The 25241-nt window shown below is 70.7% G+C and carries 24 protein-coding genes; 22 read left to right on the top strand and 2 right to left on the bottom strand.

Features of this window, described 5'->3' with window-relative positions; genetic code table 11:
• Nucleotides 1-9 precede the first annotated feature (9 nt).
• From AC1DWP_RS02350 to AC1DWP_RS02400, 11 genes are read left to right on the top strand one after another with little or no spacing between them, the layout of a single operon-like run.
• On the top strand, nt 10-3048 hold the full coding sequence (locus AC1DWP_RS02350; protein ID WP_477612836.1) for a helix-turn-helix transcriptional regulator: 3039 nt from the start codon (nt 10-12) through the stop codon (nt 3046-3048).
• A gap of 59 nt (nt 3049-3107) precedes the next feature.
• Nucleotides 3108-3905, top strand: a complete 798-nt coding sequence (locus AC1DWP_RS02355; RefSeq protein ID WP_477612837.1) for a helix-turn-helix transcriptional regulator — start codon at nt 3108-3110, stop codon at nt 3903-3905.
• Nucleotides 3902-5323: a Fe-S cluster assembly protein SufB gene (gene sufB, locus AC1DWP_RS02360; protein WP_477612838.1), complete on the top strand. Its 1422-nt coding sequence runs from the start codon at nt 3902-3904 to the stop codon at nt 5321-5323. The genes AC1DWP_RS02355 and sufB overlap by 4 nt, the downstream gene beginning before the upstream one ends.
• Nucleotides 5320-6522, top strand: coding sequence for a Fe-S cluster assembly protein SufD (gene sufD / locus AC1DWP_RS02365; RefSeq protein ID WP_477612839.1), 1203 nt, complete (start codon nt 5320-5322; stop codon nt 6520-6522). The genes sufB and sufD overlap by 4 nt, the downstream gene beginning before the upstream one ends.
• On the top strand, nt 6519-6875 hold the full coding sequence (locus tag AC1DWP_RS02370; protein WP_477612840.1) for a non-heme iron oxygenase ferredoxin subunit: 357 nt from the start codon (nt 6519-6521) through the stop codon (nt 6873-6875). Before sufD ends, AC1DWP_RS02370 begins: the two co-directional genes overlap by 4 nt.
• 24 nt (nt 6876-6899) lie before the next feature.
• On the top strand, nt 6900-7658 hold the full coding sequence (gene sufC, locus AC1DWP_RS02375; RefSeq protein WP_477612841.1) for a Fe-S cluster assembly ATPase SufC: 759 nt from the start codon (nt 6900-6902) through the stop codon (nt 7656-7658).
• A 29-nt stretch (nt 7659-7687) separates the two neighbouring features.
• Entirely contained in the window at nt 7688-8986 is a 1299-nt protein-coding gene (locus AC1DWP_RS02380) for a SufS family cysteine desulfurase (protein WP_477612842.1), read from the top strand.
• Nucleotides 8986-9513 (top strand): Fe-S cluster assembly sulfur transfer protein SufU, encoded by a 528-nt coding sequence (gene sufU, locus AC1DWP_RS02385; protein ID WP_477612843.1) that lies wholly within the window; start codon nt 8986-8988, stop codon nt 9511-9513. Before AC1DWP_RS02380 ends, sufU begins: the two co-directional genes overlap by 1 nt.
• Nucleotides 9510-9839: a metal-sulfur cluster assembly factor gene (locus tag AC1DWP_RS02390; protein WP_477612844.1), complete on the top strand. Its 330-nt coding sequence runs from the start codon at nt 9510-9512 to the stop codon at nt 9837-9839. The genes sufU and AC1DWP_RS02390 overlap by 4 nt, the downstream gene beginning before the upstream one ends.
• Nucleotides 9773-10372, top strand: coding sequence for an acVLRF1 family peptidyl-tRNA hydrolase (locus tag AC1DWP_RS02395; protein ID WP_477612845.1), 600 nt, complete (start codon nt 9773-9775; stop codon nt 10370-10372). Before AC1DWP_RS02390 ends, AC1DWP_RS02395 begins: the two co-directional genes overlap by 67 nt.
• Nucleotides 10373-10391: 19 nt before the next feature.
• On the top strand, nt 10392-10757 hold the full coding sequence (locus AC1DWP_RS02400) for a hypothetical protein (protein WP_477612846.1): 366 nt from the start codon (nt 10392-10394) through the stop codon (nt 10755-10757).
• Nucleotides 10758-10768: 11 nt separating this feature from the next.
• Here the strand turns inward: AC1DWP_RS02400 and ypfJ are convergent, their stop codons facing one another.
• Complete coding sequence (gene ypfJ / locus AC1DWP_RS02405; RefSeq protein ID WP_477612847.1) at nt 10769-11695, bottom strand: KPN_02809 family neutral zinc metallopeptidase; 927 nt, start codon at nt 11693-11695, stop codon at nt 10769-10771.
• Nucleotides 11696-11846: 151 nt separating this feature from the next.
• Here ypfJ and AC1DWP_RS02410 point away from each other — a divergent pair, with 151 nt between their 5' ends.
• The 10 genes from AC1DWP_RS02410 to AC1DWP_RS02455 all read left to right on the top strand — a co-directional run bounded on the left by AC1DWP_RS02410 (nt 11847) and on the right by AC1DWP_RS02455 (nt 23317).
• Nucleotides 11847-13448: an ABC-F family ATP-binding cassette domain-containing protein gene (locus AC1DWP_RS02410; protein WP_477612848.1), complete on the top strand. Its 1602-nt coding sequence runs from the start codon at nt 11847-11849 to the stop codon at nt 13446-13448.
• Nucleotides 13449-13548: 100 nt separating this feature from the next.
• A complete protein-coding gene (locus tag AC1DWP_RS02415; protein WP_477612849.1) occupies nt 13549-15225 on the top strand; it encodes a nitrite/sulfite reductase in 1677 nt (558 codons plus the stop codon).
• Nucleotides 15222-15425 carry a hypothetical protein gene (locus tag AC1DWP_RS02420; RefSeq protein ID WP_477612850.1) on the top strand — a complete coding sequence of 68 codons (204 nt, stop codon included), beginning with the start codon at nt 15222-15224 and terminating at the stop codon, nt 15423-15425. Before AC1DWP_RS02415 ends, AC1DWP_RS02420 begins: the two co-directional genes overlap by 4 nt.
• Nucleotides 15422-16189, top strand: a complete 768-nt coding sequence (locus tag AC1DWP_RS02425) for a phosphoadenylyl-sulfate reductase (protein ID WP_477612851.1) — start codon at nt 15422-15424, stop codon at nt 16187-16189. Before AC1DWP_RS02420 ends, AC1DWP_RS02425 begins: the two co-directional genes overlap by 4 nt.
• Entirely contained in the window at nt 16186-17118 is a 933-nt protein-coding gene (gene cysD / locus AC1DWP_RS02430; protein WP_477612852.1) for a sulfate adenylyltransferase subunit CysD, read from the top strand. The genes AC1DWP_RS02425 and cysD overlap by 4 nt, the downstream gene beginning before the upstream one ends.
• Nucleotides 17118-18476, top strand: a complete 1359-nt coding sequence (locus tag AC1DWP_RS02435; RefSeq protein WP_477612853.1) for a sulfate adenylyltransferase subunit 1 — start codon at nt 17118-17120, stop codon at nt 18474-18476. Before cysD ends, AC1DWP_RS02435 begins: the two co-directional genes overlap by 1 nt.
• Entirely contained in the window at nt 18476-19762 is a 1287-nt protein-coding gene (gene cobA / locus AC1DWP_RS02440) for a uroporphyrinogen-III C-methyltransferase (RefSeq protein WP_477612854.1), read from the top strand. The genes AC1DWP_RS02435 and cobA overlap by 1 nt, the downstream gene beginning before the upstream one ends.
• 10 nt (nt 19763-19772) lie before the next feature.
• A complete protein-coding gene (locus AC1DWP_RS02445) occupies nt 19773-20498 on the top strand; it encodes a sirohydrochlorin chelatase (protein WP_477612855.1) in 726 nt (241 codons plus the stop codon).
• Complete coding sequence (locus AC1DWP_RS02450; RefSeq protein WP_477612856.1) at nt 20495-21283, top strand: enoyl-CoA hydratase/isomerase family protein; 789 nt, start codon at nt 20495-20497, stop codon at nt 21281-21283. Before AC1DWP_RS02445 ends, AC1DWP_RS02450 begins: the two co-directional genes overlap by 4 nt.
• Nucleotides 21284-21448: 165 nt before the next feature.
• Complete coding sequence (locus tag AC1DWP_RS02455) at nt 21449-23317, top strand: ABC transporter ATP-binding protein (protein ID WP_477613420.1); 1869 nt, start codon at nt 21449-21451, stop codon at nt 23315-23317.
• Nucleotides 23318-23336: 19 nt separating this feature from the next.
• Here the strand turns inward: AC1DWP_RS02455 and AC1DWP_RS02460 are convergent, their stop codons facing one another.
• Nucleotides 23337-24131 (bottom strand): SURF1 family cytochrome oxidase biogenesis protein, encoded by a 795-nt coding sequence (locus tag AC1DWP_RS02460; RefSeq protein ID WP_477612857.1) that lies wholly within the window; start codon nt 24129-24131, stop codon nt 23337-23339.
• 32 nt (nt 24132-24163) lie between these two features.
• Here AC1DWP_RS02460 and moaA point away from each other — a divergent pair, with 32 nt between their 5' ends.
• The gene (gene moaA, locus AC1DWP_RS02465; protein WP_477612858.1) at nt 24164-25210 is read left to right on the top strand and encodes a GTP 3',8-cyclase MoaA; all 1047 of its coding nucleotides are present in this window, start codon (nt 24164-24166) and stop codon (nt 25208-25210) included.
• Nucleotides 25211-25241: the final 31 nt, after the last annotated feature.

A 25241-nucleotide genomic window follows, 5' to 3' on the forward strand; every position in this document is an offset into this window, starting at 1 on the left:
GGCCGCCCGATGGCGACCACGCTCGACGTCGACACCCACCGCGGCGACCGTCACCCAGCCGAAGCCCACCACGCCGAAACCCACGACACCCTGTCGGAGCCCTCCGACATAATCGGTGTCGTGGGTTTCGAGCGTTCGGCTGCCGGGTTGTTCGTCGGACGTGACGACGAGGCGACCAGGCTCGCCACGCTCCTCGGCATCGACGGTCCGTCAGGCACGGGCCTGGTGCTGCTGTCCGGTGATGCCGGGATCGGCAAGACCCGCATCCTCGCCGAGGTCGCGGCGCGCGCCAGGGCCCAGGACTGGACGGTGCTGGTCGGGCACTGTCTGGGTGAGGCCGGCCAGTCGCTGCCCTACCTGCCGTTCATCGAGGTCCTCGGGCGACTCGAGAGCACCTCGCCGGACGTTCTCGACCGCGTCCTGAAGGCGCACCCGGGGCTGTCCCGGTTGGTCCCCGCCCGCCGCACCGATCCCAACCCCGACGAGGCCGCGGATGCGGCGCTCGACCGCGGCGACCTCGTCGAGGCGGTCCACGCCGCTCTCGACGACCTGGCTTCCGACGCGCCGATCCTGCTCGTGGTGGAGGACGTCCACTGGGCCGACCAGTCCTCCCGCGACCTGTTGACGCTGCTGTTCACGAGGGGTTTCGCCCGTCGGGTGAGCATCGTGGCGTCATACCGCAGCGACGACCTGCACCGGCGCCACCCGTTGCGGACCACGCTCGCCCACTGGTCCCGGCTGGCCGAGGTCGAGCGGCTCGACCTCGCCCCGCTCGGCGACGACGCCGTCCGAGCGCTGGTCCGAGGGCTGCAGTCCCAGCCGCTGCCCGAGGACCAGGTGCGTCAGGTGGTCGAGCGGGCCGAGGGCAACGCGTTCTTCACCGAGGAACTGGTGGCCGCGACGGCGCTCGGGGGGTCCGGCCTGGCCGAGGACCTGTCCCGACTGCTGCTCGTGCGCTTCGACCAGCTCGAGACCTCGGGGCAGCACGTGGTCCGGGTGGCTTCGGCCGCCGGACGCCACGTGTCGCACCGGCTGCTGGCGGCCGTCGCCGGTCTCGGCGAGGCCGACCTCGACGCGGGCCTGCGAGACGCGGTCGAGCACCACGTCCTGGTCCCCACGGACACCGGCGGCTACGCCTTCCGCCACGCCCTCTTGGGCGAGACGGTCTACGACGACCTGTTGCCCGGCGAGCGGGTCCGTGCCCACGAGAGGTATGCCGCCGCCCTGGCGCAGGACCGCTCGCTCGGCACCTGGGCAGAGCTGGCCCGGCATGCCACCGCTGCGGGCCAGCGCGAGCAGGCGCGCGAGGCCAGCGTGCAGGCGGGCGACTCCGCCTTGCGCATGGCCGGGCCGGAGGAGGCCTTCCGCCACTTCAAGAACGCCCTGGCGCTGATGCCCGAGAGCGACCCCGACTGTGACGCGGTGACGTTGCGAGCGGCCGCGGCCGCCACCGCGGTCGGGCGCGTCCTCAAGGCGCTCGAGCTGCTCGAGGAGCGACTGGCCCGCCGAGGCCCACGAGCCGACCCGGCCGGGCGTGCCGAGCTGTTGGCCGCCCTGGCGACGACGGCGCGGATCACCGAGAGCACGCTCGACACGCTGGCGGCGACCAAAGAGGGCCTCGGCCTGCTCGACGGTGTCGACGAGGAACACCCCCAGATCCGGGCCCGGCTGCTCGCGGCCAAGGTGCAGGCCCTCGCCGACCGTGGGCGTGACGGCGAGGCGATCGCCGCCGTCGACGAGGCAGTCGCTGCCGCCGAGGCGTCCGGGTTGCACGACGTGGCCGACGAGGTGCGGGTCGTGGAGGCGCGCATCCTCGAACGCGCCGGCGATCCCGAGACCTCCCGGGCCACCCTCGAGCGGATCATCGCGACCTCCAGGACTCCCGGCGACCCTGCCGAGGTCCGGGCCTACCACCACCTCGGCTGGCTGCACCACCGCGCGGGACGCCTCGACGAGGCGGTCGACGTCTACCGGCGTGGGGTCGAGCGCGCCCGCGGTGCGGGGCGGCCCTGGGCCCCCTATGCCTTCGACGGCCGGTTGCTCGCCGGGATCGCCGCCTACGAACGGGGCCGGTGGTCGGAGGCCCTCGAGATCCTCGACGTCTCGAGCGAGGTCCCGCCCGAGCCCGCCCGCTCCATGCTCATGGGGGCGCGGATGTACGTCGCCGCGGCTCAGGGGGACTTCTCTGCCGTGGCGGGGTACGAGGCGTCCCGGCCGTGGTGGGAACAGGAGGGCCTGGTCCCTCTGCTGGCGGGCAGCGCCGCCATCGACCTCTACGGTCACGCCGACGACCTCGCCTCTGCCATCAGGGTGCACGACGAGGTGGTCGACGTGCTGAACCGTGTCTGGTACCCCCTGTTCCAGGGTCAGCTGCGGCTGGACGCCCTGCTGCTCGGCCAGCTGGGCAGCCACATCCAGCGGGTGCCGACCTCGGATCGCGCAGCCCTGTTGTCACGGGGCGCCGAGCTGGCCGAGTCCGCATCGCAGGTCTGGGACCGCGCGACGACGCGGCCCGGCAACGACGGACCCGAGTCCACCGCCTGGAGGGCGCGCGCCCGGGCCGAGGCCCTGCGGCTGGAGTGGCTCGGGGGAGCCGAGGTCGACCCCGCGCCCCTCGTCGAGGCCTGGCAGGACGCGGTGGACACCTTCGACGCCTACGGGCATCCCTACGAGGCAGCGCGCTCACGGGCCCGCCTCGGCACCATCCTGAAGTCGACCGGCGACCCGCGCGGCTCGGACGAGCTCAAGGCCGCGCTCGAGGTGGCCCAGCGGCTCGGAGCCGAACCGCTCCGGGCCGAGATCCGGCTCGGTGGGGGAGTCCGGACCACGCCGAAGGCGGCCTCACGGCTCGGTGAGGCCCTCACGAGCCGTGAGGCCGAGATCCTCGCGCTGGTCGCCCTCGGCCGCAGCAACCGGCAGATCGGCACTCAGCTGTTCATCAGCGCCAAGACCGCCAGCGTGCACGTGTCCAACATCATCGCCAAGCTCGGGGTGGCCGGCCGGGGCGAGGCGGTGGCCGTCGCGCGAGAGCGTGGCCTGCTGGGCTGAGCGAGGGTTAGGTTCACCTTGCTTTCCCTTGCGCCGGGTATTTACGTAACATCGGCGTTGTGAATATCCCGGTGTCCGTCGCGACGACCCACGGGGCCCCTGCGGTCCTGGAGTCACGCACGCGCGACCGGATCCTCCAGGTGATCAGCGAACGCGGTCCCATCACGGCCGCGACGCTGGCCCTGGACCTCGGGCTCACCGCCCCCGCCGTGCGTCGTCACCTCGAGAACCTCGAGGACGCCGGCCTCATCGCCACGCACGAGGTGGCCCCCGGTGTTCGCGGTCGCGGCCGCCCGGCACGCTCGTTCGTGTTGAGCGACGCGGGCCACCAGGGCCTCGAGTCCGACTACGACCACCTGGCCACCGAAGCCCTACGGTTCCTGTCGCGGGAGTCCGGCCAGGACGCAGTGCGCCGGTTCGCCGAGTCACGCGTGGCCGAGCTCGAGGGCCGGTATGCCGCCGAGCTGGCTGCCGCCGGCCCCGGCACCGCCGCTCGCGTGGACGCCCTCGTCGGCGCCCTCACGCGCGACGGTTTCGCCGCCTCGGCCCGCCCCGTGGGCGAGCCGGGCTCCACGAGCCCGTTCACCGGCATACAGCTGTGCCAGGGGCACTGCCCCGTCCAGCACGCGGCTCGGGAATTTCCGCAGTTCTGTGACGCTGAGACTGATGCGTTCTCGCGGCTGCTCGGCGTGCACGTGCAGCGCCTGGCGACGCTCGCCCACGGAGACCACGTCTGCACGACGTTCGTCCCGACCAGCAAGCCCGTCACCTCCAAGCCCGCCACGACCACCACAACCACCACCACGACTGCTGTCACACCAACACCTGTTACACCAACAGAAGGGGCCACGCGATGAGCACCAACATCGAGGAGCGGAACCCGGGTCTGAAGGACCTGGGACGCTACGAGTACGGCTGGGCCGACAGCGACACCGCTGGCGCCACGGCCAAGCGTGGCCTCAACGAGGACGTCGTGCGCGACATCTCCGGCCGCAAGAGCGAGCCCCAGTGGATGCTCGACCTGCGGCTGAAGTCGCTGCGCCTGTTCGGCAAGAAGCCGATGCCCAACTGGGGCAGCGACCTCACCGGCATCGACTTCCAGAACATCAAGTACTTCGTGAAGTCGACGGAGAAGCAGGCGACCTCGTGGGACGAGCTCCCCGAGGACATCAAGAACACCTACGACCGGCTGGGCATCCCGGAGGCCGAGAAGCAGCGCCTCGTCTCCGGTGTCGCGGCGCAGTACGAGTCCGAGGTCGTCTACCACCAGATCCGTGAGGACCTGGAGGAAAAGGGTGTCATCTTCGTCGACACCGACACCGGCCTGCGCGAGCACGAGGACCTGTTCCGCGAGTACTTCGCGTCGGTCATCCCCGCCGGTGACAACAAGTTCGCCGCGCTCAACACCGCCGTCTGGTCGGGTGGCTCGTTCATCTACGTCCCGCCGGGCGTCCACGTCGACATCCCCCTGCAGGCCTACTTCCGGATCAACACCGAGAACATGGGCCAGTTCGAGCGCACGCTGATCATCGCCGACGAGGGCTCCTACGTGCACTACGTCGAGGGCTGCACCGCGCCGATCTACAAGTCCGACTCGCTGCACTCCGCGGTCGTCGAGATCATCGTGAAGAAGAACGCCCGCGTTCGGTACACGACCATCCAGAACTGGTCCAACAACGTCTACAACCTCGTCACCAAGCGGGCGACCGCGGCCGAGGGCGCGACGATGGAGTGGATCGACGGCAACATCGGCTCCAAGGTCACCATGAAGTACCCGGCGGTCTTCCTCCTCGGCGAGCACGCCAAGGGTGAGACGCTGTCCATCGCCTTCGCGGGTGAGGGCCAGCACCAGGACGCCGGCGCCAAGATGGTGCACGCGGCCCCCAACACCTCCTCGACCATCGTCTCCAAGTCGGTGGCCCGTGGCGGCGGGCGCACGTCCTACCGCGGACTCGTGCAGATCCTCGAGGGTGCCCATGGCTCCCGCTCGAGCGTGGTCTGCGACGCCCTGCTGGTCGACACGATCAGCCGCTCGGACACCTACCCCTACGTCGACATCCGCGAGGACGACGTGACGATGGGCCACGAGGCGACCGTCTCCAAGGTGTCCGAGGACCAGATGTTCTACCTCATGTCCCGCGGGATGACCGAGGAAGAGGCCATGGCCATGATCGTGCGCGGGTTCGTCGAGCCCATCGCGCGTGAGCTGCCCATGGAGTACGCCCTCGAGCTCAACCGCCTGATCGAGCTCCAGATGGAAGGAGCAGTGGGTTGAGCCTGCTGGCCCAGAAGAACCCCGAAGCGCCGGCGGGGTCCCACGAGGACTCCGCCGCCGCATTCGTCCCCGACCAGTCGCGGGCCGAGCGCAAGACCTCGTATGCCGTGGACGACTTCGCCGTCCCCGGTGGCCGAGAGGAGGCGTGGCGGTTCACCCCGGTGGACCGGCTGTCCGCACTCTTCCAGGTCGCGCCCACCCAGGCCGACAAGGTCACCGTCGACATCCAGGCGCCAGCCGAGGTGACCACCTCGCTGGTGGACCCGAGGTCTGCCGGCGTGCTGGTCCCCGCCGACCGCGCCGCCGCGGTCGCGTGGGCCGGTGAGGCGCAGGCGACCCAGGTGTCCATCCCGGCCGAGTCGGAGCTCGCCGAGCCGGTGCGGATCACCGTCACCGCGACGGACTTCGCCCGCGTCAACGGCCACCTCGTCATCGACGCCGGGCGCCACAGCAAGGCCACCGTGGTGCTCACGCACCGCGGGTCGGCCGAGTGCGGGGCCAACGTCGAGCTCAAGGTCGGCGACGGCGCGGACCTGACCTTCGTCACGGTGCAGGAGTGGGACGACGACGCCCACCACGTCACCCAGAACGACGCCCTGATCGGTCGCGACGCCCGCCTGCGCCACATCGCCGTGACCCTCGGCGGCAAGGTCGTCCGGGTCTCGACGAACGCCCGCTACTCGGGCCCCGGTGGCTCCTTCGAGGGGCTCGGCGTCTACTTCGCCGACGCCGGTCAGCACCAGGAGCACCGCCTCTTCGTCGACCACGAGGCGCCGCACTGCCACTCCAACGTCGAGTACAAGGGCGCGCTCCAGGGCGACACCGCCCACACCGTCTGGGTGGGTGACGTGCTCATCCGTGCCAGCGCCGAGGGCACCGACACCTACGAGCTCAACCGCAACCTCGTGCTCACCGAGGGTGGTCGCGCCGACTCCATCCCGAACCTCGAGATCGAGACCGGCGAGATCGTCGGTGCCGGACACGCCTCTGCGACCGGCCGCTTCGACGACGAGCAGCTGTTCTACCTCATGGCACGCGGCATCCCGGAGGACGTCGCCCGCCGGCTGGTGGTCCGCGGTTTCTTCGCGAGCATCGTCGCCCGCATCGGGGTCCCCGAGATCTCCGAGCACCTCATGGAGGTCATCGACGCCGAGCTCGGCGCGGTGCCCGGCATCGCGGCGATCGAGGACGTCGCGTGAGCGCCGTCTCCGAGCTGGTGCCCGACGAGGCCGAGTTCGTGCGCGTCTGCCGCGTCGACGAGCTCCCCGAGCGGGGCGCGGCTGCCGCGGACATCAACGGCACGATCATGGCGATCATCCGCACCGAGAGCGGCGAGATCCACGCGGTCGACGACACCTGCAGCCACGCCAACGTCTCCCTGTCCGAGGGTGAGCTGGACGGCTGCACGCTGGAGTGCTGGCTGCACGGCTCCCGGTTCGACATCCGCACCGGCGAGCCCTCCGGGCCGCCCGCGATCGTGCCGATCAACGTCTACCCCGTCCGGGTCGAGAACGACGAGGTCTTCGTCAGCCCGACCCCCTTGAACGCCTGACCACAGAAGGAAAACGAGAAAACCATGGCAACACTTGAGATTCGTGGCCTGACGGTCACCGTCGACGTCGAGGACGGCACCAAGGAGATCCTGCGCGGGGTCGACCTGACCGTGAAGTCCGGCGAGACCCACGCGATCATGGGCCCCAACGGCTCGGGCAAGTCCACGCTGGCCTACTCGATCGCCGGCCACCCCAAGTACACGGTCACCGGCGGCACCGTCACCCTCGACGGTGAGGATGTGCTGGCCATGAAGGTGGACGAGCGCGCCCGCGCTGGCCTGTTCCTCGCCATGCAGTACCCCGTCGAGGTCCCCGGCGTGACCGTCAGCAACTTCCTGCGCACAGCCAAGACCGCCATCGACGGCCAGGCCCCCAAGCTGCGCACCTGGGTCAAGGACATGAAGGGCGCCATGGAGGCGCTGCGGATGGACCCGACGTTCGCCGAGCGCAACGTCAACGAGGGTTTCTCCGGTGGCGAGAAGAAGCGCCACGAGATCCTCCAGATGGAGCTGCTCAAGCCGTCCATCGCGATCCTCGACGAGACCGACTCCGGCCTGGACGTCGACGCCCTGCGCGTGGTCTCCGAGGGTGTCAACCGGGCCAAGCAGAACAGCGAGGTCGGCGTCCTGCTCATCACGCACTACACGCGGATCCTGCGCTACATCAAGCCCGACTTCGTGCACGTCTTCGTCGACGGCCGGATCGTGGAGGAGGGCGGCCCCGAGCTGGCCGACCGCCTCGAGGCCGAGGGCTACGACCGCTACCTCGCCACCCAGGCCTGAGCGCCACACCCAGCCACGCGGCATACCCCATGAGTGCAACGACCTTCAGCGACGGGGAGCTGGCCCGCATCCGGGCCGGCTTCCCGATCCTGTCGCGCACCGTTCGCGACGGGAAGCCGCTGGTCTACCTCGACTCCGGTGCCACGTCGCAGCGGTATGCCGGTGCGCTCGACGTCGAGCGCGCCTTCAGCGAGCAGGTCAACAGCGCGGTGCACCGCGGGGCGCACCAGCTCAGCGAGGAAGCCACCGACGCCTACGAAGGCGCCCGCGCGAAGGCTGCGCGGTTCGTCGGGGGAGCGGACGACGAGGTGGTGTTCACCAAGAACGCCACCGAGTCCCTGAACCTCGTGGCCTACGCTTTCTCGAACTCCGTTGCGGGACAAGCCAAGGATCCTCGGCTCGACCTCGGTGAGGGTGACGAGATCCTGGTCACCGAGATGGAGCACCACGCCAACCTCGTGCCCTGGCAGGAGCTCGCCCGGCGCACCGGCGCGACCCTGCGCTGGGTCGGGGTGACCGACGAGGGCCGCCTCGACCTCGACGGGGTGCACGGCCCGGCGCTGGGGGAGCTGCTCACCGACCGCACCAAGGTCTTCGCGTTCACGCACGTCTCGAACGTCCTCGGCACCATCAACCCGGTCCGCGAGCTCGCTGCCGCCGCCCGGACCGTCGGTGCCCTGACGGTCCTCGACGCCTGCCAGTCGGCACCCCACCTCGCGCTCGACGTGGCCGACCTCGGTGTCGACTTCGCGGCCTTCTCCGGCCACAAGATGTTCGGCCCCACCGGGGTTGGAGTGCTGTGGGGTCGCGGCGAGCTGCTGCACGCCATGCCGCCCTTCATCACCGGCGGCTCGATGATCGAGACCGTGCGGATGGAGGCGACCACCTACGCACCGCCGCCCCAGCGCTTCGAGGCCGGTTCGCCCAACTCGGCGCAAGCCGTCGGGCTCGGCGCCGCCATCGACTACCTCGACGAGCTGGGCCTGGACCGCATCGCGGCCCACGAGCACGCGCTGACCGAGCGACTCCTGGCGGGCCTCGCGCAGCGGCCGTGGGTGCGCATCGTCGGTCCCGCCGAGTCGGTCGACCGGGTGGGTGCCGTCGCCTTCGACGTGCAGGGGGTGCATGCCCACGACGTCGGGCAGGTGCTGGACGACCAGGGAGTCGCAGTCCGCGTCGGACACCACTGCGCCTGGCCGCTGCACCGCCGGATGGGCGTGACCGCGACGACGCGGGCCACCCTCGCGGCCTACAACGCGCCGGCTGAGGTCGACACGCTGCTCGACGCGCTCGACCGCGTCCCGGCGATCTTCGGGGTGGCGAGCTGATGGACCTCTACCAGGAGCTCATCCTCGAGCACTCCAAGCGCCCGCTGCACGCCGGTTTGCGCGAGCCCTTCGAGGCCGAGGTCCACCACGTCAACCCGACCTGCGGCGACGAGGTGACCCTGCGCGTGCACGTCGAGGGCAGCGGCAGCGACGCCGTCGTCAAGGACATCTCCTACGACGCGCTGGGCTGCTCCATCTCCACGGCCTCCACCAGTGTGCTGGCCGACGAGGTCATCGGGCACACCGTCGCCGAGGCGATGACCACGCACGAGGCGATGCGCACGATGCTCACCTCCAAGGGTGCCGACCCCGGCGACGAGGAGGTCATCGGTGACGGGGTCGCCTTTGCGGGGGTCAGCAGGTACCCGGCGCGGGTGAAGTGTGCTCTGCTGGGATGGATGGCGTTCACGGACGCGTTGCACCGAGCAGGCCATGACACCAAGAGCAGTGACACAGCCGGCAGCACGACCGGCAGCACGAACAGCGACACGAGCACCGACACGGCAACCAGCAAGGACAAGTCATGAGTGAGACGAGCACAGCCTCCCCCAACGTCGCGGACGTCGAAGAGGCGATGCGCGACGTCGTCGACCCCGAGCTCGGGATCAACGTCGTCGACCTCGGCCTCGTCTACGGCATCACGGTGGACGCGCAGAAGCATGCCGTCCTCGACATGACGCTCACCTCGGCGGCCTGCCCGCTGACCGACGTCATCGAGGACCAGACGCAGCAGGCCCTCGAGGGCCTGGTCGCGTCCTACCGCGTCAACTGGGTCTGGATGCCGCCGTGGGGCCCCGACAAGATCACCGACGACGGTCGCGAGCAGCTGCGCGCCCTGGGGTTCAACCTCTGACCGGTCCCAGGCCGAGAGTCGTCGACGTCGCCCCCGAACGGCTTGACGGCTGGCTGGAGCGGTTCGCCGCCAACAACGAGGGCTCGGCGACGCCGCAGCTCATCACGGGACGTGACGAGTTCTCGCACGACCCGTTGGGCGTGCTCCTCATCCGACGCGGTGGGTATGCCGTGGGCTTGGCGCACGGGGCCACCTTCACCGAGTCCAAGGTGGGCACACGACACGTGCAGTCCCGCACGGCTGCCGGTGGCTGGTCCCAGCAGCGCTTCGCGCGGCGACGGGGCAACCAGGCCGACGAGCTGGTCCGTGCGGTCGCCGAGCACACGCTGCGGATCCTGCCGCGCGGCATACCAACCGGTCTGGTGGTCGGCGGCGACAAGGCGCTGGTCCGCGCCGTCCTCGACGACCCCAGGCTCGCGCACCTCGACGCGCTGCCACGCCGTGAGCTCTACGACCTGCCGGACCCCCGGCGGGCGGTGCTCGAGGACGCGCTCTACCGAGGCCGCGCGGTGCGCATCACGATCCAGGACTGATCTGTCGCATGATGGCTGCATGGCGAAGTACAAGGTCAACCGGGCAGCCGTGCGGCACTGCCGCGACCTGATCAAGGCCGGCGAGGTCGTGCTCGACAGCGAGTGGGGCAGCGTGCAGCCCGACGCGGACACCGAGAACGCGTTCCTCGAGGAGCACGGCTGGGACGAGTACCCGAAGTGGTTCCTCGGGCTCACCGAGGGAGCCAACGACGAGACGAAGGCGCGGCACGCCTTCGCCTACGGCGACTTCGGCACGGTGCACCGCAGCGGGCTCATCGCGTGTGTGTACCGCGCCGCGGAGTGGCGCCACAAGGACGTCGAGCTGGCGGCGCACCGGCTGCTCCAGGAGCTCGACAAGGCTCACCCGGGTGCGAAGGACGACTGACCGCAGGTTCCCTACTCGACCGTGGCCGGGCTGAGGGTGTCGCACTGGTTGAGGTCGCCGGTCTTGTAACCGGTGGTGAACCACTGCTGGCGTGCCGCCGCAGACCCGTGTGTCCACGACTCGGGGTTCACCCGGCCCTGGGTCTTCTCCTGGATCCGGTCGTCACCGACCGACGAGGCCGCGGAGAGCGCGTCCTTGATGTCCTTGTCCGTCAGTGGCTTGAGGAAGGCCACCTCGCCGCCGCTCGTGCTCTCACCCTTGGTCTGCGTCGCGTGGTTGGCCCACACGCCGCCCAGGCAGTCAGCCATCAGCTCGATGCGGACGCTGCCGCTGTTCTTGCCCTGGGGGTTCTGCTGGGCCTGGTCGAGCAGGCCCAGGATGTCCTGGATGTGGTGGCCGTACTCGTGGGCCACGACGTACTCCTGGGCGAGGGCCCCGCTGCTCGAGCCGAACTGGGAGGACAAGATCTCGAAGAAGCTGACGTCGATGTAGACCTGTTTGTCCAACGGGCAGTAGAACGGGCCGACCTGGTTGCTTGCGGTGCCGCAGGCCGACTGGGTCGAGCCGTTGTAGAGGATCGTCTTGGAAGGCGTGTACTCCCGCTTGTACTTGGGCAGCTCCTGCGCCCAGAAGGCGTTCACCGAGTTCACCGTGGCGATGACGCGGCAGGTGTCGTTCTTGTTGGCGTCGGCACCGGTCTTGCACTCGGCGAACGCGGAACCGTCCTCGGTGCCCCCGGGTTGGACCTGGCCCTGGTCCGACGTGCCCCCGCCGGGGTTGGTCGGGAGGTCGCTCGGGTTGATCCCGAAGATGAGGGCGATGATGAGCAGGATGATGCCGCCGATCCCGCCGCCCACGACCATGCCCCCCGGGGCGCCCCCGCTGCCGCCCGACCCGACCTGCGAGGTGTCGATCTTGACATCGTCGTTGAAGCTCATCTGGCCTCCGCGGTCGTGAGGGCGTGGCTGCCCTGTGCAGCTGTACTGGTCGGTCAACTCTCCCGGTTAGACTAGTGATCTCAACCCCTGCGCGGCGCATCCGCAACTCATCGGAGCGCCCCACCCCACCTGTGATGTCTGGAGTTCCGTCGTGATTGCCGCCAGTGGGATCGAGCTGCGTGCTGGGTCCAGGCTCCTGCTCGACGGCGCGACGTTCCGGATCGCGGCCGGTGACCGGGTCGGCCTCGTGGGCCGCAACGGTGCGGGCAAGACGACCCTGACCAAGGTGCTCGCGGGGCAGGGGCAGCCTGCGGCCGGCTCGGTGACCGCGACAGGCGAAGTGGGCTACCTGCCGCAGGACCCGCGCACCGGTGACCTGCACGTCCTGGCCCGCGACCGCATCCTGTCGGCGCGCGGACTCGACCGGATCATCACCCAGATGCGTGAGGCCGAGGGCGCGATGGCCAGCGCCGACGACCAGACGCGCGACAAGGCCATGCGGCGCTACTCGCGGCTCGAGGGCGAGTTCACCGCCCAGGGCGGGTATGCCGCCGAGTCCGAGGCGGCGACCATCGCCAGTGCCCTGTCGCTCGAGGAGCGGGTGCTGGGCCAGCCGCTCGCCACCCTGTCCGGTGGACAGCGCCGCCGCGTTGAGCTGTCACGCATCCTGTTCTCGGGCGCCGCGACCCTCCTGCTCGACGAGCCGACCAACCACCTCGACGCCGACTCCATCGGCTGGCTGCGCGACTACCTCAAGGGCTACCAGGGAGGGTTGGTGGTGATCAGCCACGACGTCGAGCTGCTCGACGCCGTCGTCAACCGGGTCTTCCACCTCGACGCCAACCGCGGCGAGCTCGACCTCTACAACGTCGGCTGGAAGCCCTACCTCCAGCAGCGCGAGACCGACGAGCGGGCCCGCAAGCGCGAGTACGCCAACGCGACCAAGAAGGCCGCTGCCCTCATGGAGCAGGCCGAGAAGATGCGCGCCAAGGCGACGAAGGCGGTCGCTGCCCAGAACATGATCAAGCGCGCCGAGCGCCTGATGGCGAGCGTCGAGGGGGAGCGGACCAGCGACAAGGTGGCCAAGCTGCGCTTCCCCGATCCTTCCCCGTGCGGGCGCACGCCTCTGCGAGCCTCGGGCCTGTCCCGGTCCTACGGCAGCCAGGAGGTCTTCACCGACGTCGACCTCGCCATCGACCGCGGGTCACGCGTCGTCGTCCTGGGCCTCAACGGTGCAGGCAAGACGACCCTGCTGCGCATGCTGGCCGGCGTCGACACCCCCGACACGGGTCAGGTGGAGCCAGGCCACGGCCTCAAGCTCGGCTACTACGCCCAGGAGCACGAGAACCTCGACGTCTCCCGCACCGTGCTCTCGAACATGAAGTCCGCCGCGCCCGACTCGTTCGGCGAGACCGAGGTCCGCAAGGTCCTCGGGTCGTTCCTGTTCAGCGGTGACGACGTCGACAAGCCCGCCAGCGTCCTGTCAGGCGGGGAGAAGACCCGGCTGTCATTGGCGATGCTCGTCGTGTCCAGCGCCAACGTCCTCCTGCTCGACGAGCCCACGAACAACCTTGACCCCGCGTCGCGCGAGGAGATCCTCGGTGCCCTGCGCACCTACAAGGGGGCGGTGGTGCTGGTCACCCACGACGAGGGAGCGGTCGAGGCGCTCGAGCCAGAGCGCATCCTGCTGCTGCCCGACGGCGTCGAGGACCACTGGGGCCAGGACTACCTCGACCTCATCTCGCTGGCCTGACGGGCCCCCTGACCGCGCGGCATACCCACAGGTTTGGTGGGGATTGCGGTCGAATAATGGACGGTTATGCAATCCATAACAGGATTGGCACAATGGTTGGGTGACGCAGACCCCCACGCGACCCCAGCGGCAGGCAGGCAAGGCCACTGGCGCCTGGGCCGACGGCGACCGCACCCCTCTCAACGCCAACGAGGAGTTCAAGCAGGCCGATGACGGCCTCAACGTTCGGGCGCGGATCGAGGAGGTCTACTCCAAGGAGGGGTTCGCCTCCATCACGGGCGAGGACCTGCGCGGGCGGATGCGCTGGTGGGGGCTCTACACCCAGCGCCGTCCCGGCATCGACGGCGGCAAGACCGCCACCCTGGACCCCAGCGAGCTGGACGCCGAGTTCTTCATGCTCCGGGTCCGCAGCGACGGCGGCGCGCTCGACGGGGACCAGCTCCGCACCATCGCCCAGATCAGCACCGAGTTCGCCCGCGACACCGCCGACATCACCGACCGGCAGAACATCCAGCTGCACTGGATCCGGGTCGAGGACGTCCCCGAGATCTGGAAGCGCCTCGAAGCCGTCGGACTCACCACTGCGGAGGCGTGTGGCGACACCCCTCGCGTCATTCTGGGCTCCCCGGTGGCCGGCATCGCCGCCGACGAGGTGCTCGACGGGACCCCGGCGGTCCGCGAGATCCTCGAGCGCTACATCGGCAGCCCCGAGTTCTCCAACCTGCCGCGCAAGTTCAAGACCGCCATCTCCGGCAGCCCGAGCCTGGACGTCGCGCACGAGGTCAACGACATCTCGTTCGTCGGGGTCCAGCACCCCGAACACGGTCCCGGGTTCGACCTGTGGGTCGGTGGGGGACTGTCCACCAACCCGATGTTCGCCCAGCGACTCGGCGCGTGGGTGCCGCTCGAGGAGGTCCCCGAGGTCTGGAAGGGCGTCGTCTCGATCTTCCGCGACTACGGCTACCGCCGGCTGCGCAACCGTGCCCGGCTGAAGTTCCTGATGGCCGACTGGGGACCGGAGAAGTTCCGCGAGGTCCTCGAGACGGAGTACCTCGAGCGCACCCTCACCGACGGACCTGCACCACCCCCGCCTTCGGCACACCGTCGCGACCACGTCGGCGTGCACGCCCAGCAGGACGGCAGGTTCTGGGTCGGCGTCGCTCCCATCGCCGGCCGCGTGAGCGGCACCACCCTGTATGCCGTCGCGAAGCTGGCTGCCAAGCACGGCTCGGGTCGCGTGCGGCTCACCGCCCACCAGAAGCTGCTCGTGCTCGACGTTGCGCAGGGCGAGGTCGCCGCCCTCACCGCGGGTCTGGACGAGCTCGGCCTGCCGACCGCCCCCAGCGAGTGGCGACGTGGCCTGATGGCCTGCACCGGCATCGAGTTCTGCAAGCTGGCGCTGGTGGAGACCAAGGCACGTGCCCACACGGTCATCGCCGAGATGGAGCGTCGGCTGCCCGACTTCGACGTGCCGTTCTCGATCCACATCAACGGCTGCCCGAACTCCTGCGCCCGCACCCAGGTCGCCGATGTCGGCCTCAAGGGCATGGTCCAGACCGACGACGACGGCCACCTCGTCGAGATCTTCCAGGTCCACCTCGGCGGCGGCCTCGGCACCGAGCCACAGCTGGCCCGCAAGACCCGTGCCCTCAAGGTCCGCGCCGAGGACCTGCCCGAGTACGTCGAGCGGCTCGCCGGACGGTTCGTCGGGCAGCGAGAGGGCGACGAGTCGTTCGCGCACTGGGCCCATCGCGCCGAGGAGGACGACCTCCGATGAGTGACGCGCCGCGCGGGAGCGTCATCTACTACTGCCCGTTCTGCGCCGAGGAGGACCTGCGACCCGTGGAGGAGCCTCGCGGCGGCTGGCGTTGCAACGCCTGCGCGCGGGTGTTCACCGTCCAGCTGGCGGCCCTCGACACCACCCGCATCCCGGGTCGCCTCCGGGAGGAAGCCGAGCTGCAGGGAGGAAAGCCATGACCGCGGTCACCAGCGACACCCGTCCGGCCGACGCGCTGCGCGCTCTCGCCGCCGAGGGCGGTGACAGGTTCGCCGCGCTCGAGGCCAGCGGCGCCGAGACGTCCGGCGACGCGGCATACGAAGCCCGCGTGGAGCTGGCCCGTGAGGCCCTGCGCTGGGCGCAGGAGACGTTCGGTGAGCACCTCACCGTCGCCTCGTCGATGGGCGACGAGGTGCTGGTGCACCTCGTGGGCACCACGATCCCGGGCGCCGACGTGTTCTTCCTCGACACGGGTTACCACTTTGCCGAGACGCTGGGCACCCGCGACGCCTACGAAGCCATGCTGCCCATCACGATCCGCACCATCCTGCCCCTGCTCACGGTGGCCCAGCAGGACGCGAAGTACGGCGAGAAGCTGCACGACCGTGCTCCCGACCAGTGCTGCGCGATGCGCAAGGTCGAGCCGCTCAACCGTGCGCTCTCGACCCACCAGGCCTGGGTGACGGGCATGCGACGGGTGGACGCGCCGACCCGCACCGACATCGGCATCGTCGGGTGGGACGAGCGTCGCGAGATGGTCAAGCTCAACCCCATCGCGGGGTGGACCGACGACGACGTGGACCGCTACGTCGAGGAGCACGGGGTGTTCCTCAACCCGTTGCGGCAGGAGGGCTACACCTCGATCGGGTGCGCCCCGTGCACCCGTCCGGTCGCCGAGGGCGAGGACGCCAGGGCCGGCCGCTGGGCCGGCAAGGACAAGACCGAATGCGGGCTGCACACATGACGACGACCACCGCCGCGCGGGCGCTGCCCGCCGAGTACACCCTCGACCACCTCGACCACCTCGAGTCCGAGGCGATCCACATCTTCCGCGAGGTCGCGGGGGAGTTCGAGCGCCCGGTGATCCTCTTCTCGGGTGGCAAGGACTCGGTCGTGATGGTGCACCTGGCGCTCAAGGCCTTCGCCCCGGCGGCGCTGCCGTTCGCGCTCCTCCACGTCGACACCGGCCACAACTTCCCCGAGGTGCTCGACTACCGGGACGCGACGGTCGAGCGGCTTGGAGTGCGGCTCGTCGTGGCCCACGTGCAGGACTACATCGACGACGGCCGGCTGCGCGAGCGCGCAGACGGGACCCGCAACCCGTTGCAGACGGTCCCGCTGCTCGATGCCATCGAGGCCGGCAAGTTCGACGCGGTCTTCGGTGGAGGCCGCCGCGACGAGGAGAAGGCCCGGGCGAAGGAGCGCGTGTTCAGCCTGCGTGACTCCTTCGGCGCCTGGGACCCGCGTCGTCAGCGTCCGGAGCTCTGGGACCTCTACAACGGCAAGCACGCGGTCGGTGAGCACGTCCGCGTCTTCCCGCTGTCCAACTGGACCGAGCTGGACGTCTGGCGCTACATCGAGCGTGAGGGCATCGCGCTGCCGGACCTCTACTACGCCCACGAGCGCGAGGTCTTTGCTCGCGACGGCATGTGGCTCGCTCCGGGTGAGTGGGGCGGCCCCAAGGACTCCGAGCGGGTCGAGAGCCGCACGGTCCGGTACCGCACGGTCGGCGACATGAGCTGCACCGGCGCCGTCGACTCGGACGCCACCGACGTGGCCGGCGTGATCCTCGAGCTGGCGGCCTCCCGGCTGACCGAGCGGGGCGCCACGCGGGCCGACGACCGCATGTCCGAGGCCGCCATGGAGGACCGCAAGAAGCAGGGGTACTTCTGATGCCCTCGACCCAGGAAGCGCAGACCCCCGTGACCACTGCCGTCCAGGACCCCTCCGCCCCCGCGCGACGCCACGACCTGCTCAGGCTGGCGACGGCCGGCTCGGTCGACGACGGCAAGTCGACCCTGGTCGGGCGGCTGCTCTACGACACCAAGTCGGTGCTGGCCGACCAGCTCGACGCCGTCGAGCGGGTCAGCCGTGAGCGGGGCCTGGATGCCGCAGACCTCGCGCTTCTCACCGACGGCCTGCGGGCGGAACGAGAGCAGGGCATCACCATCGACGTGGCCTATCGCTACTTCTCGACTGCGACCCGGTCCTACGTCCTCGCCGACACCCCCGGCCACGTCCAGTACACCCGGAACATGGTCACGGGTGCCTCGACCGCGGAGCTGGCCCTCATCCTGATCGACGCGCGGCACGGGGTGGTCGAGCAGACACGACGCCACCTCGCAGTCACGGGACTGCTGGGTGTCCGTCACGTGGCGGTGGCCGTCAACAAGATGGACCTGGTCGACTGGTCGCAACAGCGGTTCGACGACATCGTCGCCGAGTTCGGCCGCCACGCAACGCGTTTCGGGATCGAGGACGTCGCGGCGGTGCCTGTCTCCGCCCTGTTCGGCGACAACGTCGTCGATCGCTCCGACCGCGCAGCGTGGTACACCGGCCCGACCCTGCTCGAGCACCTCGAGTCGGTGCCGGTCGGCACCGACCCCTCAGCGCAGCCGCTGCGCCTGCCGGTCCAGTACGTCATCCGTCCCCAGGGCGCCGAGCACCCTGACTACCGCGGGTATGCCGGCCGGCTGGCTTCCGGTGTGGTCCGCCCGGGGGACGAGGTCGTCGTCCTGCCCGGCGGAGGCCGCACCACGGTGGCCGGCATCGACCGGGCCCGCGGCGACGGATCGCTGGAGTCGCTCGACGTGGCCTTCGCCCCCCAGTCGGTGGTGCTCCGCCTCACCGACGACCTCGACGTGTCCCGCGGCGACCTGCTGGCGACTGCTGACGAACCCAGCCTGACGACCCGCAACCTCGCAGGCACCGTGGCGGTCCTGTCGGAGCACCCGCTGCGTCAGCGTGACCGTGTGCTGCTGAGGGTCGGCACGCGCACCGTGCGTGCACTGGTGGACGACATCGTGGACCAGCTCGACATCGCGACGATGGAGCACCGCGCAGCGCCTGACGGCCTCGCCCTCAACGCCATCGGTCGGGTCCGCATCCGACTCGCCGAGGACGTCGCCATCGACGACTACCGCGCGCTGCGCCGCACTGGCGCCTTTCTGCTTATCGACGAGGCCGACGGCTCCACCCTCGCGGCCGGCATGGCCGACGCTCCGGACCGCAACGCCGGAGAGGGCATCTGATGACCTCGCCCAGCTACCCCCTGACCCTCGACCTGACCGGGCGACGGGTGGTGGTCGTCGGTGGTGGACCCGTGGCGGCGCGCCGCACGGCCGGGCTCCTCGAGGCCGGGGCAGCGGTGGACCTGATCGCACCGTTCGTCTGCGAGGACCTGGCGGCACTGGTCAGGACCGACCGGATCACGTGGCAGGACCGCGACTACGTGGCCGGCGACCTCCTCCAGCCTGAGCCCGCGTGGTTGGTGCACACCGCGACCGGCGACCCGCTTGTCGACGCCCAGGTGGCCCGCGAAGCCGATGCGGGCCGCATCTGGTGCGTGCGCGCCGATGCCGCGGAGGCCTCCGCCGCCTGGACCCCCGCCGTGGCGAGGGGTGTCGCGGGCGCGGCGAGCGACGGCCTCACCATCGCCGTCAGCGCGGGCGGCGACCCCCGTCGCGCGACCGCGGTCCGTGACGCTGTCCTGGCCGCTCTCGACAGCGGCACCCTGCCAGTGCGTCGGGTGCGGCGCGACAGCCCCCAGGATGCCCCGGGGAGCGGCCCCCAGGCCGGTGTGGGACGGGTCGCCCTCGTCGGCGGTGGGCCCGGCGCCGACGACCTCATCACGGTCCGTGGCCGCGCGCTCCTGGCGGCGGCCGACGTGATCGTGACCGATCGGCTGGGACCGCGAGGGCTGCTCAGCACCGTGGCGGCGGACGTCGAGGTCATCGACGTCGGCAAGACCCCGGGCAACCACCCCGTCAGCCAGTCCCGCATCAACGAGCTCCTGGTGCACCACGCGCACCTGGGCAAGCGGGTGGTGCGGCTCAAGGGCGGTGACCCGTTCGTCCTCGGTCGAGGAGGCGAGGAGGCGCTGTACTGCGTCGAGCACAGCGTCCCGGTCGAGGTAGTGCCCGGAGTGACCTCGGCGGTGTCGGTGCCAGCGGCCGCAGGCATCCCCGTGACGCACCGGGGGATCGCCGCGTCCTTCGTCGTGGCCTCGGCGCACGAGGGCGCCGAGCACGTGCTGGCCGCAGCTGCCGATGCCGCTCCCGACGCGACGCTGGTGCTGCTCATGGGCGTCACCCGGCTGGCCGAGACCGCCGCGGCCCTGATCGCTGCCGGCCGCGCCGCCGACACGCCGGTGGCGCTGGTGGAACGCGGCTGGACCCCGGAGCAGCGCACGACCACCACCACGTTGGCCGATGCCGCCCGTGACGCGGTGGCGGCCGGAGTGCAGGCCCCCGCGGTCGTGGTGGTGGGCCAGGTCGTCAGCCTGCGGGACCGGCTCGGCGACCTGTCGGGGGAGTAGCGTCACGCGGGTGACCACCGAACCCGACATCGTCCTGCTCGCGCACGGGTCGCCGGACCCACGGCACGCCCAGGGCGTCGAAGCCCTCGCCACGCACGTCCGAGAGCTGGTTCCGCACCGCCCGGTGCACACGGCATACCTCGACCACCACCCACCCAGCCCCCGGGACGTCGGGGTGAGTCTCGGGTCCCACGCCGTCGTGGTGCCCGTGCTGCTCACGCCCGCCTTCCACGCCAAGGTCGACGTGCCGACAGCCGTCGGCGACCTGACCCAGGCGTCCGGTTCGCAGGTGTCGGTGGCCGCTCCCCTCGGGCCGCACGAGCTGCTGCTCGACGCTGCCGAGGAGCTCCTTGCTGCGCAAGGGATCTCGCCCGATCCGACGACGGCGGTGCTCCTGTATGCCGCGGGCTCCAGTGACAGCGACGCCGTCGCCACCGTGGGACGCACCCTCGCGGAGCACCCACGCGTGGGGTGGGGTCCGTGGAGCGTCGCCGCGCTCGAGGGCGGGTCGACCATCGAACAGCTGCTGCGGCGGCTCCCCGACGAGGTCGAGCGAACCGTGGTGGTGTCCTTCATGGTCGCCGAGGGGATCCTGCGTGACCGCATGGCGCAGCACTGCGGTCGGGCCGGGGTGTCCATGGTGGCTGGGGCACTGGCCCAGACCACGGCGGTGGCCCACCTCGTCCTGGAACGCGCGGACAACGTCCGCGAGCGGGTGGATAGCCTGCCTGTGTGAGCGATGCAGCCAAGTCCCACCCGCACCTGACCGTCTCTCGGGAGGGTGCCGTCCTCACGGTGACCCTCGACAACGCGGCGAGGCGCAACGCCCAGACGCCCAGTCTCTGGGCAGCCCTCGCCGCCGTGGCGACCGGGGTCGACTCGTCCGTGCGGGTGGTCGTGCTGCGCGGCGAGGGACCGTCGTTCTCGGCCGGACTGGACCGGGGCATGCTCGCGCCCGGGGGAGTCCCGGGAGAGGTCGACATGATCGCCATGGCTGCCGGGAGTGCCGGGGCCGCCGCCGAGGTCATCGAGGACTTCCAGCGCGGGTTCTCGGCCTGGGCCGCCGTGCCTGCGGTGGTCGTGGCTGCAGTCCAGGGGCACGCGATCGGTGCCGGGTTCCAGCTGGCCCTCGCGGCGGACCTGCGGGTTGTCGCAGACGACGTGCAGTTCGCCATGAGGGAGACCTCGCTGGGGCTGGTTCCCGACCTGGCCGGCACGACGCCCCTGGTGTCGCTCGTCGGCGTGGCGCGGGCCCTGGAGATCTGCGCCACGGGCCGGTTCGTGGGGGCTGCCGAGGCCGTCGCCAGCGGACTGGCCAACGTCGCCGTGCCGGTGGATGCGCTCGAGGCCACGACGGCCGACCTGGTCGCCGCCCTCCTCGCCGCACCCGAGGCCGCACTGCGTGAGCTCAAACCGTTGCTGCGCAGTGCAGCGTCGACCGATCGCGAGACCCAGCTGCGCCTCGAACGTGAGGCCCAGGGACGGTTGCTGCACGGCCTGGCCGGGCTGTTGTCGCGCTGACCACCCCGACGTCCCGGGGCCCCGCCGGGTGACCAGCAGTGGGTCCCCGGGTTGCGCGCTCGGCGCAATGTCGGTGGCGGGCTGCATGATGGGGAATGCGCCGTCGCGAGCACGGCGTTCCATCGCCATGAGCAGAGGAGACGTTTCTTGAGCCACTCGGGCTGGATGGCCATGCGATCGCTGACCCGCGACGACTCCGTCAAGGACCGCAAGCTGGCACCCGGCACCGCGAAGCGGGTCGGGTCCTACGCGCGACCGTTCCGGCGCGAGATCGGTGTCTTCCTCGTCCTGGTGATCATCGACTCGGCTCTGGTGGTGGCCACGCCGCTCCTGCTCAAGGAGCTGATCGACAAGGGCATCACGCCGCGGGACCGCGGGGTCGTCATCGAGCTCGCGCTCGTCGTGGCTGCCCTCGCCCTGGTCAGCGGCGGGCTGACCCTCCTGGAGCGCTGGTACTCCAGCCGCATCGGGGAGGGGCTGATCTACTCCCTGCGGGTCGAGGTCTTCTCACACGTGCTGCGACAACCCATCGCGTTCTTCACCCGGGCCCAGACGGGAGCCCTGGTGAGCCGCCTCAACAGCGACGTCATCGGTGCCCAGCAGGCCTTCACCTCGGTGCTCTCGAGCGTGGTGAGCAACGTCGTGTCCCTGGTCCTCATCATCGCGACGATGGCCACGCTCTCCTGGCAGCTGACCCTGGCGTCGCTGGCCCTGGTGCCGTTCTTCCTCCTGCCGGCACGGCTCATGGGCAAGCGCCTCGCCGGGCTCGCCCATGCGCAGATGGGCCTCAACGCCGACCTGGGTTCGCGGATGACCGAGCGTTTCAACGTGGCGGGCGCGCTGTTGGTCAAGCTGTTCGGCGAGCCCCGCCGTGAGGACCGTGAGTATGCCGCGCAGGCTGCTGGCGTCCGCGACATGGGCGTGCGGATCTCGATGAACCGCAGCATCTTCTTCGTCGCGCTGACGCTCGTGGCCTCGCTGGCGACCGCGATGGTCTATGGCTTCGGTGGACTGATGGCCGTCAGCGGCACCCTCACCGTGGGCACGCTGCTGGCCCTCACGGCCCTGCTGGCCCGGCTCTACGGACCGCTCACCTCGCTGTCCAACGTGCGCGTCGACGTGATGACCGCGCTCGTGTCGTTCGAGCGGGTCTTCGAGGTGCTCGACCTGCAGCCGTTGGTGACCGAGCGTGCGGATGCCCGACCTCTGCCCCCCGTCCCGGTCCGGGTCGAGGTCGACGGCGTGGCTTTCCGCTACCCCTCGGCCGACGAGGTGTCGCTCGCCTCGCTTGAGAGCGTTGCCGCCGGTGACCGCAAGGGTGGTGGGGTCGTCCTCCGGGACATCACGTTCGAGGCGCAGCCGGGACAGCTCGTCGCCCTGGTCGGTCCCAGTGGAGCAGGCAAGTCGACGATCACTTCGCTCATCGCCCGGCTCTACGACCCCTCCACGGGAGCGGTGCGGATCAACGGCGTCGACCTGCGGGAAGCCACCCTGGAGTCGGTCGCCCAGACCGTGGGAATGGTCACCCAGGAGGCGCACCTGTTCCACGACACCATCCGTGCCAACCTCACGTACGCCGCGCCGGACGCCACCGACGACGAGCTCGTGGCGGCTCTGAAGGCAGCTCAGGTGTGGTCCCTGGTGGGCTCACTTCCCGAGGGGCTGGAGACGGTCGTGGGCGATCGTGGCCACCGGTTGTCCGGCGGCGAGAAGCAACGCCTGGCCCTGGCGCGCCTGCTGCTCAAGGGGCCGGGTTTGATCGTCCTCGACGAGGCCACCGCCCACCTCGACAGCGAGTCCGAGGCGGCCGTCCAGCGGGCGCTCGACACGGCCCTGCGCGGCCGGACCGCGATCGTGATCGCGCACCGGCTGTCCACGGTCCGGGGCGCGGACCAGATCCTCGTCGTCGACGAGGGTCGCATCGTCGAACGCGGAACCCACCGCGAGCTCATTGCACGTGGTGGTCTCTACAACGACCTCTACACCACGCAGTTCGCCGACCAGGAGACCCGCGCCAGCGATGTCCCCGCCTGACGCCTGACGACCGGGCCTGTCAGGCGTCCTCCTCGTCCCAGATCCGGACCTTCCTCGGTTTGACGGGGGCGGACCGCTGCGGCGCGTCGTCACCCTCGAGGTACTCGCGTCGGGCGCCGAACCAGACCAGCACGAACCCTGCCACCATCGCGAACCACCACTGGAACGCATAGGCCTGGTGCGGTCCGAGGTCCGTGTCCGGTGGCTCCAGGGCCGTCGGCCGTGCCGGTGCCGTGCCGTCGGGCATCCGCTCCACCTCCAGGACGACGTACGCGCCGAGCAGCTGGGCTCCGACCTGCCGGCTCGCCTCGGCGAGGTTGATGCTCGCGACCTGGCCGGGGGGCAGGCTCTTGCCGAGTGAGGGCTCCGACCGGCGCAGCCAGCCGGTCACCGTGACCGTCCCGGTCGGCGAGGGCACCACGGCCGGCAGCGTCTCCGCGGACTCGGCGTTCATCACCCAGCCGCGGTCGACGAGCACGGTGGCACCCGTGGTTTCGACGAAGGGGACCAGCACCTCGTACCCATACGTGCCGTCGAAGGGACGGTTGCGGACCAGCAACGTCTTGTCCGCGGCATACCGGCCCTGCATGGTGATCCGGGTCCAGTCCTCGGCGAGCGGCATGGGCCTGGTGCCCAGCACCTCGGTCACCGGACGCGGCTCGGCGTCGTAGTGCGCGTGGATGCGGTCGGCCCGCGCAGCCTTGGCCTCGTATCGGTGCCACTGCCACTGTCCGAGGAAGTACGCGGCGACCGCAAAGGCCAGGGCGACCCCAAAGGCACCCAGCCACCGACGCGATGTGAGCACCTTGACCACTGCTTCACGGTACCCGGCTTAGGCTAGGGACCATGACGGGCCTTCCTTTCCCCAGTGTGCGCGGTGAGACCCGCGCCCCCGAGGGGACCGTGGGCCTGCCGGACCAGCTCGGCCGGGTGGCTCGCGACCTGCGCGTCTCCGTGACCGACCGGTGCAACCTGCGCTGTCGGTACTGCATGCCGGCCGAGGGCCTGCCGTGGCTGGCCAAGCCCGACATGCTCACCGACGACGAGCTCGTGCGCGTGATCGGGGTGTTCGTGGGTCTGGGGATCCAGCAGATCCGGCTGACGGGGGGCGAGCCGTTGCTTCGCCGTTCACTCGTCGACGTCGTGCGGCGTGTGGCAGCCCTCGAGCCTCGGCCCAGGATCGCCATGACCACCAACGGCATCGGCCTCGACCGCCTGGCCCAGCCCCTGGCCGATGCGGGACTGGACCGGGTCAACGTCAGCCTGGACACCGTCGACCCGAAGGAGTTCGCCGACCTGACCCGCCGAGACCGCCTCCACGACGTCGAGCTCGGCCTCAAGGCCGCGGCCGCCGCGGGCCTGGCACCGGTGAAGGTCAACGCCGTCGCGATGCGGGGGATCAACGACCACTCGGTCGCCGACCTGCTCCAGTGGTGCCTCGACCGCGGCTACGAGCTGCGGTTCATCGAGCAGATGCCGCTCGACGCCCAGCACGGGTGGGACGCCTCGACCATGATCAGCTCCGAGGAGATCCGGGAGCGGCTGGGGGAGCGGTTCGAGCTCACTGCGCTGCCGGCTGCCGATCGCGGCAGTGCCCCTGCCGAGCGCTTCCTCGTCGACGGGGGCCCCGTCACGGTCGGCATCATCGCCAGTGTCAGCGCGCCCTTCTGCGCAGCCTGCGACCGCACCCGGTTGACCGCCGACGGCCAGGTGCGCAACTGCCTGTTCTCCCAGAAGGAGACGGACCTGCTCGGTCCGATGCGGGGCGGCGCGAGCGACGACGAGCTCGCGGCCCTGATCCAGGGCGAGATGTGGCGCAAGGCCCCCGGGCACGGCATCGGCACGGCCGACTTCGTCCAGCCGGACCGCCCCATGTCCGCCATCGGCGGCTAGGGCCTCCAGAACCTGCCGCGTCGTCTCGACC

The sequence above is a fragment of the Pedococcus sp. P2_F6 genome, from assembly GCF_056403675.1.